Raw genomic sequence first — 15,315 nt, 5'->3', positions numbered from 1 at the left:
GGAGAGCATGAAAGGGAAACTTATAGTAGTCGGCGGTGGCTTGGCTGGCTTAATGGCAACGATTAAAGCGGCAGAAGCAGGAGTAAATGTTGAACTGTTTTCTTTAGTACCAGTAAAACGTTCACATTCTGTATGTGCTCAGGGCGGAATTAACGGTGCCGTAAATACGAAAGGTGAAGGGGATTCTCCATGGATCCACTTTGACGATACAATTTATGGTGGGGACTTCTTAGCGAACCAACCACCAGTTAAAGCAATGTGTGAAGCAGCACCTGGTATCATTCATTTAATGGACCGTATGGGTGTTATGTTCAACCGTACGGAAGAAGGACTTCTTGATTTCCGTCGATTTGGTGGAACGCAACATCACCGTACAGCATTTGCTGGTGCAACAACTGGACAGCAATTACTTTACGCATTAGATGAGCAAGTACGTCGTCACGAAGTAGCAGGACTTGTAACGAAATATGAAGGTTGGGATTTCTTACGAGCTGTTGTTGATGATGAAGGTGTGTGCCGAGGAATCGTTGCACAAGACTTACAAACTATGGAGATTAGAAGTTTCGGAGCAGATGCCGTGATTATGGCAACAGGGGGCCCTGGTATCATTTTCGGAAAATCAACAAACTCCATTATCAATACAGGTACAGCAGCTTCTGCTGTATATCAACAAGGCGCATATTATGCAAACGGTGAGTTCATTCAAATTCACCCAACGGCAATTCCTGGAGACGATAAATTACGTCTTATGAGTGAATCTGCACGTGGTGAAGGTGGACGTGTTTGGACATATAAAGATGGTAAACCATGGTACTTCTTAGAAGAAAAATATCCGGCTTACGGAAACCTTGTACCTCGTGACATCGCAACGCGTGAAATCTTTGATGTTTGCGTAGAGCAAAAACTAGGTATTAACGGTGAAAACATGGTGTACTTAGATCTTTCTCATAAAGATCCAAAAGAACTAGATATTAAACTAGGTGGAATTATTGAAATCTATGAGAAATTTACAGGGGATGATCCTCGTAAACTACCGATGAAAATCTTCCCAGCTGTTCACTATTCAATGGGCGGACTATGGGTTGATTATAAACAGATGACAAACATTCCAGGTTTATTTGCAGCAGGTGAGTGTGATTATTCTATGCACGGTGGTAACCGTCTTGGTGCGAACTCACTATTATCAGCAATTTATGGTGGTATGGTAGCAGGACCAAACGCAATTGAGTATATGAAAGGTCTTTCTAAATCATCTGATGCTGTTTCATCTACTGTATATGAGCAAAATGAATTAATCGAAACAGAGAAATTTAACAATATTTTAACGATGGATGGTAACGAAAATGCGTATGTTCTTCATAAAGAGCTTGGAGAATGGATGACAGATAACGTTACAGTAGTTCGTGAAAATAAAAAATTATTAGAAACAGATGCGAAAATTGAAGAATTAATGGCTCGTTACAAACGTATTAACATTAACGATACAGCAAGATGGAGTAACCAAGGTGCTTCATTTACACGCCAACTTGCAAATATGTTTGAGTTAGCACGTGTTATTACAATTGGCGCATATAACCGTAATGAGAGCCGTGGGGCGCATTACAAACCTGAATTCCCAAATCGTGATGATGCAAACTTCTTAAAAACTACGATGGCAAAATTTGAGGGAGAAGGAAATGCACCAGCATTCCATTACGAGGACGTTGATATTTCGTTAATTAAACCGCGTAAACGTGATTATTCTTCAAAACACGATGTAGCTGCTAAGGGTGAAGAGAAGGGGGATAAACAACATGTCTGAGAAAACAATCCGCCTCATCATTACGAGACAAGACGGGCCAGATGCGCAAGCGTTTGACCAAGAGTTTGAAATTCCATATCGTCCGAATATGAATATTATCTCAGCACTTATGGAAATCCGTCGTAATCCTGTTGATTCAAAAGGGAACCAAACAACTCCGATTGCCTGGGATATGAACTGCTTAGAGGAAGTATGTGGTGCATGTTCGATGGTGATTAACGGAAAACCACGTCAATCATGTACGGCACTTATCGATCAATTAGAGCAACCAATTCGCTTAAAACCGATGAAGACATTCCCGGTTGTACGTGACTTACAAGTTGATCGTAGTCGCATGTTTAATGCTCTAAAACGCGTTAAAGCGTGGATTCCAATTGATGGTACGTATGACCTAGGTCCAGGACCAAGAATGCCTGAGAAAAAGCGTCAATGGGCTTATGAGCTTTCAAAATGTATGACATGTGGTGTTTGCTTAGAATCATGTCCAAACGTAAACAGTAAGTCTGACTTTATTGGACCAGCACCGTTATCACAAGCTCGCTTATTCAACTCACATCCAACGGGTGAAATGCATAAAGCAGATCGCTTACGTGCAATTATGGGAGATGGAGGACTAGCAAACTGTGGTAACTCTCAAAACTGTGTGCAATCATGTCCGAAGGGTATTCCTTTAACAACTTCAATTGCGGCATTAAACCGTGATACAACAATTCAATCGTTCAAAGATTTCTTTGGTAGCGATAATAACTATTAATAAATATTGCCTCTTCATATCGAAGAGGCAATATTTATAACTTTATTTTTCTGTTTATTCTGTTTATTTCAAGGTGAAAAGGAGAGATAACAATGAAGAGGATTTCTTATATTGAAGACTTTGAGCAATGGGAAAGTGGTTTTTCGTTTTACAACCCTGTAAAGGTTCGTTTTGGTGAAGTAGATATGTTTGGACATGTAAATAATGTCGTTGCTTTTACTTATTTTGAAGAAGCTCGTATTGCGTTGTTTAAAGAACTTGGATTTATGCAAGAGTGGACACATGCATCATCAGAAACGATGATCGTTGTTGCGGATTTACAATGTAATTTTATTAAGCAAATATATTTTGATGAACAGCTGAAGGTGTATGTAAAGGCAGGATCGGTCGGGAATTCTTCTTTAGATTTACATTATATGGTGAAGAATGCAGCAGGAGAGGTTTGTTTAGTAGGTCGCGGAATGATGGTTCAAGCTTCGAAAAAAACAGGAAGAGGCGAACCATGGCCTGAAGAATGGAAGAAGAAATTACTACAATAATAGAGTGAAAGAAAAATAAGAGAGCAATTTGCTCTCTTATTTTTTGTCTTCCATCGCTTCTTCTAATGTTAAGTGATGTTTATATAGGTATGTAGCGTATGGATTACCAACGTAGCGTAAGTGCCATGGTTCATAGGCATATTCTGTTGTATCTGTTTTATCTTCTAAGTAACGAATGACAAAGCCGAATTCATGAGCATGTTCCGCGACCCATTTTCCTTCTGCTGTCTCTCCGAAGATAGGCTCTAATTGAAATTTAGCTGATTTTGAACTAATATCCATTGCTAAACCCGTTTGGTGTTCACTTGTACCAGGAATTGCGCTTACCGAATTAGCTTCGGCTTTTCCTTGACGTCTAACGTATGTATCATGCAACGATTTTTGGCGTTTGTATGAACGATAACCAGATACAGCTGTAAGATCAAGCCCTTCTTTTTTCGCAGCTTTGAACATGTTTTCAAGTGCCTCGGCAGCATCTTTGCGCAGCAATGTTTTTTCTTTATCTTTTGGACTAATAAATGGTACATTTGGTCTCGTTAAGTCTTCAGGAATGTATCCATCTGGTAGTTTTCGATGTTTATTAATTAAGACAAGATTAGATTTTGGATTTGTTACAACTGAAAAGTCATTGTCTATTTTCTTTGCATTATGATCAGCTTTTGGAAAAGCAGGAATCTCTTCTTTTTTATGGTTATTATGCTTTTGACTTTCTACAGCTTTTGCTTCATTATGTAGTGGTGTTTTAGAACCAAAGTAAGCGAAAGATGTGATCCCGATTACAATAGTAGTGGCAGAAATAATTATTATCTTTTTCATGATGCCTTGTAATCACAGTCCCTTCTTCATAAAATGTGTATTGTTTTTTTATTATAAATCTAGTTTGTTGGAAAAGGAATATAAGAGTCATAACGTAATAGAAATGCAAAGAAAATGTCAGAAAATGTGTGAATTTGTAGTATTTTTTTATATAATTCATTTCTTATCTTTCATGATTTGCATTTTTTATGTAATATATATACATAAGAAGATGTAGCGATTATCGAGAATAAAGAACTTCTTGTATAGACTAGGAGTGAATGGGAATGGATTTTGCAACAATTATTGGACTTATTTTAGGATTTGTAGCAGTGGTAGTAGGGATGGTCGTCAAGGGCGCTGACGTAACAGCCTTATTAAATCCTGCCGCAGCATTAATTATTTTTATCGGTACATTTGCTGCAGTATGTATTGCATTTCCGATGAATCAACTAAAAAGGGTTCCAAAACTATTTAAAGTTCTTTTTGGTTCAAATAAAAAGGATTTAAGTTATGAACAGTTGCTAGAATTATTTGTTCATTGGACATCTGAAAGTAGAAAATACGGTATTTTGTCTTTAGAGCAACAATTAGACAAAATTCAAGATGAATTTCTTTTGCGCGGTATGAAATTTGTGATTGATGGCGTATCCGCAGAAGATTTAGAGCAGATTTTGGAATCTGAATTAGAAGCAATTGAAGAAAGACATGCAAAGGGAGCTGCTATTTTTTCACAAGCTGGTACGTATGCACCGACATTAGGAGTTTTAGGTGCTGTTATCGGTCTTGTAGCTGCGCTTGGTAACTTAACTGATATTGAAAAGTTAGGTCATGCTATTTCGGGTGCGTTTATTGCAACGATTTTTGGTATTTTTTCAGGTTATGTATTATGGCATCCATTTGCAAATAAGTTAAAGCAAAAATCTTCAGCTGAAATTGAGAAAAAACGTTTAATCATTGATTGTTTATTAATGTTACAAGAAGGTACATATCCGTTTATTATGAAGAACCGCATTTTAGGTGCACTTTCTGCAACTGAGCGTAAAAAGCTAGAAAAAGGAGCAGAAAAAAATGCGGAGTAAGAAAAATAGAAGAGGCAAAAAGAAAAAACATGATGAGCATATCGATGAAACGTGGTTAATCCCATATTCTGATATGTTAACGTTGTTATTTGCATTGTTTATCGTTTTATTCGCAATGAGTAGTATAGATGCTGCGAAGTTTAAACAGATGGCAGTTGCTTTTCGAAGTGAATTAGCTGGGGGAACAGGTAACAAAGAATTTTTAAGTGATCAAAAGCCAAATGATGAAAAAGAATTATCAGCAAGTAGCCTTGAGGCAGAACAAGCAAAAAAACAAGAAGAAGCTAGAGCTAAAGAAAAAAAAGAGATGGATGAATTGAAAGCATTACAAAAAAAGATTGATCAATATATTAATGAAAAACAATTATCTTCTTCTTTTCAAACTAAATTAACTGAAAAGGGATTAATGGTGACAATATTAGAAAATATACTGTTTGATTCGGGGAAAGCAGATGTGAAATTAGAATCTTTAGGGATTGCAAAAGAGATGTCTAGCTTACTTGTTTCAGCGTCACCTCGTGAAATTACAGTATCGGGTCATACGGATAATGTCCCTATTGCCAATGCGCAGTTTGCGTCGAATTGGGAATTAAGTACGCAGCGGGCAGTTAATTTTATGCAAGTATTACTGCAAAATAAAGAATTACAACCAGAAAAATTTAGTGCGATTGGATACGGAGAATACCGTTCAATTGCTCCAAACGATACACAAGAAGGAAAGGCAAAGAATAGACGTGTGGAAGTATTTATCTTGCCTTTAACAGAGAAAGTAAAATAAAAGAGGATGGCGAATGCCATCCTCTTTTATTTTACATCAAATGATTTTAAGTTGTCGCGACGGATTTTATCTTTTTCTGCATCTGATTTTTTGAAATCATAATCATATAAAGCGCCTTCCCAATCGCCATACATTGGATTCGGGAAAATAATGAATTTCTCACCAAATTGTGCTTTTGAATCTGCTACTGTTTGGTTACGATCTTTTACAGATTTTCCATCAAAACCTGTGAAATCAGATAAGTTATCACCGAAGAATAAGACAATATCATGGGTTTGAGAAACGAGTTCACGGCGTTTTTCTTTTCCTTTTTCTTTCGGATCTTGTAGTAATATATGTTCTTTCGTTGCTTGAGGAGCACCTACACGCTCAAGATTTTTAATTGTTGCATCTAGTTGATTCGTTTTACGATTTGAGATGTAGTAAATATCTACACCTTTAGACTCTGTATATTTTAAGAAATCAATTGCGCCTGGAAGGGCTTCAGCCTCAGCTTTTTTAATCCAATCATCCCATTTGTAAGGATAGCCTTTGCCTGTTTTTACGCTCATTGCCTGATGAGGACTGTTATCTAAAACAGTTTCGTCTAAATCAAGGACGATAGCAGGTTTTTTCTCTGTCCCTTTTGCAAGAATTGCATCAAGCTTTAATTGACCAATGTTGTACCCTTGGTAGTAAAGTGCTTTCGTTTCACCGGCTGTTTGATACCATAAATCAGCCATTAATTGTTGTTCTGTTAATTTTACTTTCTCTTCTTTCGCCACTGTTTTCTCTGGTGTTCCTGAACATGCTACAAGTGATGTAGATAGAACCGCTACAGATAATAAAGTGGTAATGCCCCTCTTCATCTTCATATGTATCCTCCTTGATGTTAGAAAATCATTTTATATTATATATTAAAATATAATATTTTTATATGAACATTTGCATATTGTCTTTTGTATATATAGTAGTATGTCCTATATTAGAAAGATGAGCAAAATAATAATAGCTGTTTTGACAAGTTTTATTGTCGTAATGACAATTATAATTGACAAAAAGAACTTTGTTATTTACAATTTTAACTAAATAGAACAAATGATGGATTCATGACGATGTTTACATATAAGAGGATGAAGCGTGGTGCTATATTTTGTCTTGAATAAACATAGTCTTTGAAAGAGAGTACGAATGATACTAAAGGGGAGGCTTTATACTTGAGTTTACAAATTCAAAACTTAACGAAACAATTTGGGGAATCAAAAGCAGTTAACGGTTTGCAAATTTCGTTACCAAAAGGTGAAGTACTAGGGTTACTTGGACGAAATGGTGCAGGGAAAACAACAACAATCAAAATGCTTCTCGGATTATTAACGCCTAATGAAGGTTCGATTACATGGGATGGAAAAGCATTTGGAAATAGTGGTGTAACAATTGGGTATTTACCAGAAGAAAGAGGTTTATATACAAAAAGTAGAGTAATAGATCAGCTGCGATATTTTGGTAGATTAGAAGGAATGTCGAAGAAAGAAGTGGATCACGCTATTGATCACTGGTTAGAGCGTTTAGCGATACCAGAATATAAATTTAAAACGGCTGGAGAGCTTTCAAAAGGGAATCAGCAAAAAATCCAATTAATTGCTGCTCTTCTTCATAATCCGGAACTTCTCATTTTAGATGAACCATTCAGCGGCCTTGATCCAGTTAATGCTGGGATGTTAGCTAGTATTATTGAAGAACAAGTACAGAGCGGAAAGACGATTATTTTATCAAGTCATCGTATGGAACAAGTAGAGGCTTTTTGCCAACATGTATGTATTTTGAAAAAAGGTGAAGCAGTCGTAAAAGGACAGCTAAGTGATATTAAGAAAGAATACGGTTTCCGTAATTTAACGATTGAAGATACAGTAGAGAATGAAAAGGGATTAGAAGCTATACATGTATCGTATGAAAAACAACAAGGCCTTCTTTATGTGAAAGTACAAGACGATGCGGAAGCTCTCAAGATTTTGCAACAGTTGCAAGAGCAAGGTGTTAGCTTACGACAATTCAAAATGTTAGAGCCGACGTTAAACGAAATCTTTGTAGAGAGGGCGAAATAACGATGCGTAAATTTTCTCACGTATTTTCATTTTATTTTAGGGAAGCGTTTTTATCTAAGAAATCATTAATTACGAGTGCGATTTTATTTTTAGTTGTGTTTGGGATTTTTGCATTTAATCATTTTACTTCAGGCGATGATAAAAATAAGGATAAAGATAAAATTGCAGTTGTAGTAGAGAGTTCCACATATAAAGTACAAAAAGATGAGCTAAATAAGCTATTGCCATCAGCAAAAATAACAATTGGTTCAAAGGATGATTTTGATAAACTGCATAAGCAAGTAGAAGAAGGCGATTTAGATGGTCTATTCCATGTGACGGAAAAGGGTGGGGCTCCATCGATTACATATATGTATAATGGATTTCCAAGCCAAGCAACTTCTGCAATTATGGCAGGATATTTAAAGCAACAATATACGATGGTAACGATTGCCAAAAATAATGTTTCACCAGAAATTGCACAGCAATTACAAACAGAAATTCAAGTGAAGCAAGAAGCGATAAAAGATCGTACATCTTCTTTCGGAATTGCCTATTTCTTTACATTTGCTTTATATATGTTTATTGTAGCGTTCGGAAATACAATCGCAATGAATATTGCATCTGAAAAGGCGTCACGTGTAATGGAAGTAATGCTTCCGAAAGTGAAGCCTCTTACGATGATGTATGCGAAAATTTTAGCGGTTGTTTCAACGGCGTTATTGCAACTTGTCGTATTGGCGTGTGGTTATCTTATTCCATATTTGTTAGGTTGGGTCGATTTAGAAAGTGCCTCACTATTTGGTATTCCAATTGACTTTACAAAATTAGATGCAAAAGTTATCAGCATGTTTCTTGTTTATTTCATTACGGGATATTTACTTTATGCGATGATGTATGCTGCTGCTGGAGCTGTCGTATCTAAGACGGAAGATTTACAAGCTGTATCTTTCCCGGTAATGATTTTAATTATGGCTGCATTCTTTATTAGTATTAAATCATTAAGTGATCCGAATAGTACTATCGTTGTTGTAAGTTCTTACGTTCCATTTTTTACACCGATGGTTACCTTCTCACGTATTGTAGCTGGTGAAGCAGGTATGCTAGAAATTACGATAACATTAGCAGTCTTATTGGCGACAATTGCAGTATTAAATGCTGTTACAAGCCGCATTTACGTAAACGGCGTAATGAATTACTCAGATAAAGTGAAATTTAAAGATTTAGCGAAATTTATAAAGCGTCAATAATGAGAGAAAAGCATGATTTCCTATTGAAATCATGCTTTTTCTTTATGTATAAATTAAAAATAGTATATAATAATAAGAGTCGTCTTTTAATAGAATGAATAAAAAGGAGGGTGTGCAGATGGGGATTAGTAGTCGTTTTACAGTAGGTGTTCATATGCTGACATTACTTGCGATAGATCGAAACTCTCGCTGTACCTCTGAATGGATTGCCGGTAGTGTGAATACAAATCCAGTTGTGATTCGTCGCATTACAGGAATGTTGAAGAGAGCAGGACTTGTTGATGTACAAGCTGGTAAAGGTGGTACGACACTTGCTCGAGATTTAGAAGAAATTACATTACTTGATGTATATAAAGCAGTGGAAGTTGTAGAAGAAGGACAACTATTTTCCTTCCATGAAAATCCCAACATTGAATGTCCAGTAGGAGCTAATATTCAATCAGTATTAGAAATTATTTTAATGCAAGCGCAAGAAGCGATGGAAAACGTACTTGCAAATGTAACGGTAGATCAATTAGTTACAAATTTAAAGTCTAAAATGAAAGAATAAAAAAAGCGAGCTTCCTCATAATGAGGGCTCGCATTTTTTTATTCAGAAATATTGAAAATTCTATTTTTCAGTATTTAAAATGAATTTACCTACGATAGCTGCGAAGATACCACCAAGAATTGGTGCTACGATGAATACCCATAGTTGAGAAAGTGCTTCTCCACCAACAAATAAAGCTGGTGCGATACTACGAGCTGGGTTAACAGATGTTCCAGTTAACGGAATTCCTAATAAGTGAATTAAAACTAATGTGAAACCAATTACTAGTCCAGCTAAAGAAGAACTTCCTTTTTTACCTGTTACAGCAACGATAACTAAAATAAATACGAAAGTTAAAATGAACTCAACTAAAAATGCTCCAGATAAACCAAGAGTTCCGAAACCATTTTGTCCTAAATTATCTAAAGGTGTTTTAGCAGATTTTAAAATTGTTACTAACGTTGCAGTTCCTAATAAACCACCTAAAATTTGAGCTAATACATAATAACAAAGTTCCATAGCGTTCATTCGTTTGTTGATGAACATAGCTACTGATACTGCTGGGTTAATGTGACATCCAGAAATTGTTCCGATGCTATATGCCATAGCTACAATAGATAAGCCGAAAGCCATAGCGATTCCTAATGTTCCAATTCCTTCAATTCCGCCGCCAGTGACAGCTACTCCAGTTCCGAATAATACAAGTACAAATGTACCAATAAATTCAGCGATTGCTTTTTTTAACATAATTTACCTCCTATTAATGCGCATGAAACGTATTATAACATAAGTTTTAGTATAAACAGCCAATGAAATACTATTCTGATAAGGCGAAATAGGGGGACAATAAAAAAGAGTATGGTTCATCTCTATAGAACCATACCCTTTTTTTATGCCGATTTTTTCTGTTTAACGACTGGAACAGAACGGTTTAAAATACTATTTGCAACCATTCCTAACATGATAATAATCATTCCGATGAGAGAAAGTCCTCCAGGGAGTGAACCATTTAAGAAAATGATTTCTCCAAGTACGGTAAAGACCATCGTTCCAGCTTGTGTTGCTTCAACAGCTCCAAGTAGAGCGAGGTTATCTTTTGCTAAGTCAGTAGCAAAGAAAAATGTCATCGTTGCAATAACGCCGGAACATAATGCTAACAAAAATCCTTGAAGCATTTGGTTGGATGTTGGAATGCCAGTAGTAGAAAATCCGTATATACCAAGCAAGATTGTTATAGGAAGACTTCCAATTGCCATTCCTAATACACGTTGGAACGTATCAAGGCGTCCACCAACAAGCTCCATCATTTTTCGGTTACCGAACGGATATAAGAAAGCGGCTAATACGACAGGTAAAAAACCTGAAATGAACTGAGTCATTGTAATATGGCCTGCGGCAGTTGCTTGCATACAAATTACACCAAGTAAAATAAATAATGCAACATATAAGCTACGAAGTGGAATTTTTCCGCGTACAAGTTTCGTACCTGATTTTGTTTCTATTTTCACGAAAAATAGTGGTGATAGTAGTAAACCAGCTAAAATCGTAACTTGCCAAGTTCCAGCAACGAGCCAAGCTGGAGAAAAGACAGCTGAGAAACTTAATAAAGAATAAAAACCAATACCGGCAACAGAACCCCATCCGATCCATGCCAATGGATGTTTTTTTAACTCTTCCCATAATCCCCTAAAGTTTTTGCGAAATAAAACGATAAGGAATAAAATAGGAAGAGCAAATAAAAAACGGAAGGAAGCTGTCCAAGCCCAGCTCGTTCCAGATACATTCATTGCTCTATTAATAATAAAGGTTGCAGAAAAAAAGGCCGATGATAAAAGACCTAATAAAATTGCGCGCATGAAGTATAGCACTCCTTTCGAAAATAAATAATTATGTATAGTATGATATACTTTTAATTGTTAAAAGTAAACTATTTTATACTTTGAGGTGGTTTTATATATGAAAGAAAATGAAGATATGCAAACGAAAGAAGTCATTCAACAAGTTGGACAGTTATTGAGACAAATTCGAAATGAACAGAAATTAAGTTTAGAAGAATTAGCCCATAAAACAGGAGTTAGTAAATTAACATTAGGAAAGATAGAAAGAGGGGAAACAAATCCGACACTAGCTGTCATTTGGAAAATAACGAAAGGGTTATCAATTCCTTTATCCAGATTAATGGTTGCTGGAGAACCTGTAGCTGTTGCGCGCTGTGGAGAAGGATTTGCAGTAGATGAAGGACAAGCGTGGCATTTAGAAACGATGTTCCGTTATACGAAAGAAACAGGGATGGAAATGCACCGTGCTTGTTTACGATCAAATAGTATATATGAGCCAGAAGCTCATCATGAAGGTGCGATTGAGCTTGTAACGGTAATGAAAGGGAAAGTGTCTATTCAAGTGGAGAATGATGTATACGAATTAAATGAGTTTGATTCCATTCAATTTGAAGCGAATAAGAAGCATATTTATAAAAATGAAGAAGAAGAAGTGGCGGTATTACATTTAACGATGAAATATTCTTCATGAAAAAATCACCTATAGGATTCTATAGGTGATTTGCTCTTCTTAAGTATGTGAAATGATGCCATTAGTACGAACGTGGCATAAGTAATAAACAAATGAAATAAACTAAAAATCCTGTCCCAAAACATAAAACAGCAATAACCCAAATGATACGAATAAGAGTAGAGCTAATATCAAAATATTCTCCTAAACCACCACATATACCAAATAGCATTTTATCAGTTTCGGATTTACATAACCTTTTTGACATATTCCAATCAACTCCTTTTTATATCAAACTGCATACTTTTATTCTATATGGAAATTTATGAGAAGACTATGGGGTTGTATTACATTTTTTTGTGAGAAGCGATCGTATTAATTGTCTTAATTTTCAGTGGATATTAAACTTGTAGTTATGAGGTGATTTTTAATAAAGGGTGGGGAAATAGAGATGACAGTATATTGGTTGACTAACGTAATGCTTGAATCAGGATATACATATGAAGAAGAGAGAATTTCACAAACAGAAACAGAATTATGCAGTTTACTTATTGAAGATGGTCGAATTAAAAAAATTATAAAAGGGATTGTTCAAGAGGAAGATATAGTAACTTTTGATGCTAAGAACTTATTAATGTTGCCAGCTTTCAAAGAGATGCACATTCACATTGATAAAACATATTATAGTGGCCCATGGAAAGCTTGTATGCCAGCAGAAAGTATTTTTACACGTTTTAATGAAGAAGAAAAAATTTTACCAAAGCAATTAGCGACTGCTCAAAATAGAGCGGAAAATATGCTAGAGTTACTACTGCAAAATGGTGCAACGAATATTAGAACGCATTGTAATGTTGATCCAATTATTGGGCTTGGTAATTTGGAGGCGACGTTAGCGGCATTAGAAACATATAAAAATCGAGTATCTAGTAGAATTGTTGCGTTTCCGCAACATGGATTATTGCGCAGTAATTCTGTGCAACTCGTGAAAGATGCGATGCGTATGGGTGCCAATCTAGTCGGAGGAGTAGATCCAGCTACAGTGGATAATGACATTGAAAAGTCATTACATACAATTATGGATATCGCAGTCGAATTTAATGCGGATGTTGATATTCATTTGCACGATGCGAATAATCTTGGAACGTTTACGATGAAGAGATTGGCAAGTTTAACAGAAGAAGCAGGATGGCAAGGCCGTGTAACGATTAGTCATGCACTTGGACTTGGTGGTGTTACTGATAAAGAGGCTGAAGAAGTGGCAGAAAGACTCGCAAATGTAAATATTGATATTACTTCAACAGTGCCAATTGGTAAACAAGTAATCCCAATTCCGTTATTAGATAAAAAAGGTGTTAAGGTTTCATTAGGCAATGATAGCATTACAGATCATTGGTCACCGTTTGGAACAGGTGATATGCTTCAAAAGGCGAATCGATTAGCAGAGCGTTTTGGGTGGAGTGACGAAAGGTCTTTAGGAAAAGCACTCCGCTTTATTACAGGAGGAAAAGAAACGTTAAATAAGGAAGGGAAGCGAGTATGGCCGAATGTAGGGGATGAAGCGAGCTTTGTTTTGACGAATGCGACATGCGCTGCTGAAGCAGTAGCGCGTCAAACAGAAAAACGTTTAGTCGTGTATAAAGGAAATATTGTTGTTGGAAGTTTAAATGAGGTGGAATTAAATAATCTTGTGTAGAAGAATCGTTTAAATATTTTGAGGAGGGTTCTAATGGTGAGGATAGAACTCTTCTTTTTTATTCTTACAATATATTTTTATAGGAAAGCTAGAAGGGATGAAAAAATTGGACAATCAACATAACCAAAATCATATTATGGGAACTTTACAATGGTTTATATTTTTATTAGCAAATTCAATCGCACTACCAATTGTCGTTGGCGGATTATTTCATCTTACGACGGAAGAAATATTTTATTTAATGCAGCGTACGTTTTTTGTAGTTGGTATATCTTCTTTTTTACAAGGATGGCTTGGGCATAGACTACCAATTGCGGATGGGCCGGCTGGATCTTGGGTTGGTGTATTTACCGTACTTGCTTATGCAACGGCCGGACAAGATCAATTACATAGTACACTGCAAATTTTAGAATTAGGAATGATAATCTCCGGTATTATTTTAATAGGATTAGGAGTAACTGGTTTTATAGGACGTATTTTATTTTTATTTACGCCGCTTGTGACAGGGACGTTTTTACTTTTATTATGTTTACAATTAAGTGGTGTGTTTTTAAAAGGAATGTTAGGAATTACAGCTACTATTTCTCAAATCGACGGATTTACAGCAATGATCGCGTTTAGTATATTTCTGTTCGTTATTATACTATCTAATTTTGGAAAAGGCTTTGTCAAAAGTTATGCAGTTTTAATAGGATTAATTAGTGGGTGGATTATTTTTCTCATTGCAGGAAAAGTGACAATCCCATCTCAAGTAACTCATTTTGTGCAACTTCCACATATATTTGCTTGGGGACTTCCAAAATGGAATACAGGTATGGCTGTATCAAGTTTTGTTATGGTATGTATTTTAGTTTCGAATACAGTGGCAGCTATTATAGCAATTAATCAAGCAACTATTCATAAAGCGACTATTGAACAAAAACAGTTGAAAGATGGAACATGGGTTGGGGGGATTTCGCATATCATCTCTTCTGTATTTTCAACTGTAGGTGTCGTTCCGTTACCAGCAACGGCAGGATTTATACGTTTAACAAAACAAAAATATATCCGATCGTTCTTAATGGCATGTGCGTTACTAGTCGTAATGTCTCTTTTTCCAAGTATTATTCGTTACTTAGCATCTTTACCATCAGCTGTCGCATCGGCTGTTTTAATGGCTTCGTTCGTACAGTTAATTGGAATTGGATTTAATAATATAAAACAAGTGCCGATGAGTGAAAGGAATGTAACGATTTTAGGCGTTGCAGTATTATTTGGCAGCGGCGTTATGTTTTTACCGTCTGGAGCACTCCAATCCTTGCCGTCTGTTATGCAATATATATTCGGTAATGGCTTATTTGTAGGTACGGTTGTAAGTATATTGCTAGAACAAATATGGCGCGTTGGAAAGTAAGTGGATAAAAAGAGTGTACGCACTGTATAAAAGTCTAAAATAACATAGGAAATAAAGCCCATTTTCATTCACCACCTGCACATTTCGTTCATACAATATCTTGACTAAATAAACACCCAACTTACACATACAC

General features: G+C 36.0%; 16 protein-coding genes. 11 read left to right on the top strand and 5 right to left on the bottom strand.

Features of this window, described 5'->3' with window-relative positions:
* Positions 1-7 precede the first annotated feature (7 nt).
* The 3 genes from sdhA to ACTL4X_RS22785 all read left to right on the top strand — a co-directional run bounded on the left by sdhA (position 8) and on the right by ACTL4X_RS22785 (position 3,094).
* Positions 8-1,801, top strand: coding sequence for a succinate dehydrogenase flavoprotein subunit (gene sdhA / locus ACTL4X_RS22795; RefSeq protein ID WP_000676750.1), 1,794 nt, complete (start codon positions 8-10; stop codon positions 1,799-1,801).
* Positions 1,794-2,555 carry a succinate dehydrogenase iron-sulfur subunit gene (gene sdhB / locus ACTL4X_RS22790; protein ID WP_001291827.1) on the top strand — a complete coding sequence of 254 codons (762 nt, stop codon included), beginning with the start codon at positions 1,794-1,796 and terminating at the stop codon, positions 2,553-2,555. Before sdhA ends, sdhB begins: the two co-directional genes overlap by 8 nt.
* Positions 2,556-2,647: 92 nt before the next feature.
* Positions 2,648-3,094, top strand: a complete 447-nt coding sequence (locus ACTL4X_RS22785; RefSeq protein ID WP_000822734.1) for an acyl-CoA thioesterase — start codon at positions 2,648-2,650, stop codon at positions 3,092-3,094.
* A 36-nt stretch (positions 3,095-3,130) separates the two neighbouring features.
* Here ACTL4X_RS22785 and ACTL4X_RS22780 read toward each other — a convergent pair whose 3' ends face one another.
* Positions 3,131-3,910, bottom strand: a complete 780-nt coding sequence (locus ACTL4X_RS22780) for a M15 family metallopeptidase (RefSeq protein WP_000720201.1) — start codon at positions 3,908-3,910, stop codon at positions 3,131-3,133.
* Between the two features lie 266 nt (positions 3,911-4,176).
* On the opposite strand from ACTL4X_RS22780, the gene motA reads away from it, so the two are divergent.
* Together motA and motB are read left to right on the top strand one after the other, a co-directional pair.
* A complete protein-coding gene (gene motA, locus ACTL4X_RS22775; RefSeq protein WP_000344859.1) occupies positions 4,177-4,971 on the top strand; it encodes a flagellar motor stator protein MotA in 795 nt (264 codons plus the stop codon).
* Positions 4,961-5,749 carry a flagellar motor protein MotB gene (gene motB / locus ACTL4X_RS22770; RefSeq protein ID WP_001256734.1) on the top strand — a complete coding sequence of 263 codons (789 nt, stop codon included), beginning with the start codon at positions 4,961-4,963 and terminating at the stop codon, positions 5,747-5,749. The genes motA and motB overlap by 11 nt, the downstream gene beginning before the upstream one ends.
* A gap of 26 nt (positions 5,750-5,775) precedes the next feature.
* Here motB and ACTL4X_RS22765 read toward each other — a convergent pair whose 3' ends face one another.
* Positions 5,776-6,603 (bottom strand): 5'-nucleotidase, lipoprotein e(P4) family, encoded by an 828-nt coding sequence (locus ACTL4X_RS22765; RefSeq protein WP_000782764.1) that lies wholly within the window; start codon positions 6,601-6,603, stop codon positions 5,776-5,778.
* A 342-nt stretch (positions 6,604-6,945) separates the two neighbouring features.
* Between ACTL4X_RS22765 and ACTL4X_RS22760 the strand changes: the two genes are divergently transcribed.
* From ACTL4X_RS22760 to ACTL4X_RS22750, 3 genes are all read left to right on the top strand, one after another.
* Positions 6,946-7,830: an ABC transporter ATP-binding protein gene (locus ACTL4X_RS22760; protein WP_000058117.1), complete on the top strand. Its 885-nt coding sequence runs from the start codon at positions 6,946-6,948 to the stop codon at positions 7,828-7,830.
* Positions 7,831-7,832: 2 nt separating this feature from the next.
* Positions 7,833-9,059 (top strand): ABC transporter permease, encoded by a 1,227-nt coding sequence (locus ACTL4X_RS22755; protein WP_001224982.1) that lies wholly within the window; start codon positions 7,833-7,835, stop codon positions 9,057-9,059.
* A 118-nt stretch (positions 9,060-9,177) separates the two neighbouring features.
* Positions 9,178-9,609 carry an Rrf2 family transcriptional regulator gene (locus tag ACTL4X_RS22750; RefSeq protein ID WP_000512998.1) on the top strand — a complete coding sequence of 144 codons (432 nt, stop codon included), beginning with the start codon at positions 9,178-9,180 and terminating at the stop codon, positions 9,607-9,609.
* A gap of 60 nt (positions 9,610-9,669) precedes the next feature.
* On the opposite strand, the gene ACTL4X_RS22745 is transcribed toward ACTL4X_RS22750, so the two are convergent.
* Complete coding sequence (locus ACTL4X_RS22745; protein ID WP_000913213.1) at positions 9,670-10,335, bottom strand: aquaporin; 666 nt, start codon at positions 10,333-10,335, stop codon at positions 9,670-9,672.
* A 143-nt stretch (positions 10,336-10,478) separates the two neighbouring features.
* A complete protein-coding gene (locus tag ACTL4X_RS22740; RefSeq protein WP_001201636.1) occupies positions 10,479-11,444 on the bottom strand; it encodes a DMT family transporter in 966 nt (321 codons plus the stop codon).
* A 100-nt stretch (positions 11,445-11,544) separates the two neighbouring features.
* On the opposite strand from ACTL4X_RS22740, the gene ACTL4X_RS22735 reads away from it, so the two are divergent.
* Positions 11,545-12,117 carry a helix-turn-helix domain-containing protein gene (locus ACTL4X_RS22735; protein WP_000661920.1) on the top strand — a complete coding sequence of 191 codons (573 nt, stop codon included), beginning with the start codon at positions 11,545-11,547 and terminating at the stop codon, positions 12,115-12,117.
* A 61-nt stretch (positions 12,118-12,178) separates the two neighbouring features.
* On the opposite strand, the gene ACTL4X_RS22730 is transcribed toward ACTL4X_RS22735, so the two are convergent.
* Entirely contained in the window at positions 12,179-12,364 is a 186-nt protein-coding gene (locus ACTL4X_RS22730; RefSeq protein WP_000044334.1) for a PspC domain-containing protein, read from the bottom strand.
* A 183-nt stretch (positions 12,365-12,547) separates the two neighbouring features.
* Here ACTL4X_RS22730 and ACTL4X_RS22725 point away from each other — a divergent pair, with 183 nt between their 5' ends.
* Positions 12,548-13,789 (top strand): amidohydrolase family protein, encoded by a 1,242-nt coding sequence (locus ACTL4X_RS22725; protein WP_000219567.1) that lies wholly within the window; start codon positions 12,548-12,550, stop codon positions 13,787-13,789.
* A 97-nt stretch (positions 13,790-13,886) separates the two neighbouring features.
* Positions 13,887-15,182 (top strand): purine/pyrimidine permease, encoded by a 1,296-nt coding sequence (locus tag ACTL4X_RS22720; RefSeq protein WP_000732140.1) that lies wholly within the window; start codon positions 13,887-13,889, stop codon positions 15,180-15,182.
* Positions 15,183-15,315: the final 133 nt, after the last annotated feature.

It is taken from the genome of Bacillus sp. RE35 (assembly GCF_052146655.1).
GTDB classification, from domain to species: Bacteria; Bacillota; Bacilli; order Bacillales; family Bacillaceae_G; genus Bacillus_A; species Bacillus_A cereus.
The sequence above is the reverse complement of the archived record's forward strand: the minus strand, read 5'-3'. Positions and strand labels throughout refer to the sequence as shown.